The organism is Bradyrhizobium sp. P2_E8, from assembly GCF_056403875.1.
The window spans coordinates 1-883 of record NZ_JBFUES010001684.1; the positions used below are offsets into that span (position 1 = coordinate 1).

The 883-nt window shown below is 67.7% G+C and carries 1 protein-coding gene; it reads right to left on the reverse strand.

The genetic code is table 11. From position 1 onward, the window contains the following. Nucleotides 1–759 (reverse strand): chromate resistance protein ChrB domain-containing protein (locus tag AC1D00_RS43215; RefSeq protein ID WP_477014938.1); only part of this gene is annotated, 759 nt, incomplete at its 3' end. Between the last annotated feature and the right edge of the window lie 124 nt (nt 760–883).

Sequence of the window (883 nt, forward strand, 5' to 3'; positions counted from 1 at the left end):
GCGATAGAAGGCGTCATAGAGCAGCATGCCGGCCTCGAGCTGTTCGAGGTCGTCGTCGTACATCCGCGACAGTCCGAGTGAGGCCGCGAGCAGGCCGGGGGCCTCCGGCGCCAGATCAGGCCGCGCGGTGTCGGCGCCGCGCACCAGCGTTGCGAGCCGGAGCAAAGCCGGCGTCGCGATCCCGAACTCCTCGATCATCACGTCGAAGGTGCAGAGCTCGCCGCGGTGGCTCCAGAACACGTTCTCGATGTCGAAGGGCGCCGCGCCAAACCGCTCGCCGACCGCGACGACCTCGGACGGCGCCACATACAGGAACACCGCGTTGGGATCGACGAAGCGGCGGATCAGCCAGGGGCAGGCGATGCGGTCGACCTTCGGCCGTGCCCGCGTCACCCAGACGGTGCGTCCCTCGGCGTCGCGCGGAGGCAGCTTGCGCGTGTCGAGCAGCGGCAGCTTGGCCGCCTTCCAGCCCTCGAAGCCGCCCTCCAGCGTCTCGGCCTGCGCCCCGAGCTGGCGGAGCCAGGCGGCGGTGCCCTGCGCGAGCTTTTCACCGCGCAGGCAAGAGACGATGGCCCGGCGGCCGGCGAAATCGCCGCCCCAGTCCTGGACCTTGTCGTGGCTGAGCTTGATCGAGCCCGGGATCAGCCGCCGGTCGGCGGCAAAGTCCTCCTCCGTGCGCACGTCGATCAGGGCAGGGGCGTTTGCCGTGCCGATCAGCCGCGCCAGCTTGTCAGATGATATGGTCGTGAATGTAGACATGATGCGTCCTCGCAAAAATCGAACGGGACGCGATACTTGGGCATGTCGCCTCGTGGGGAGATCGCTCAAATCCCCATGCCGTCAATTACAGCGAAACGCTGGCTGCCTGTCAATCGCCSGTTTC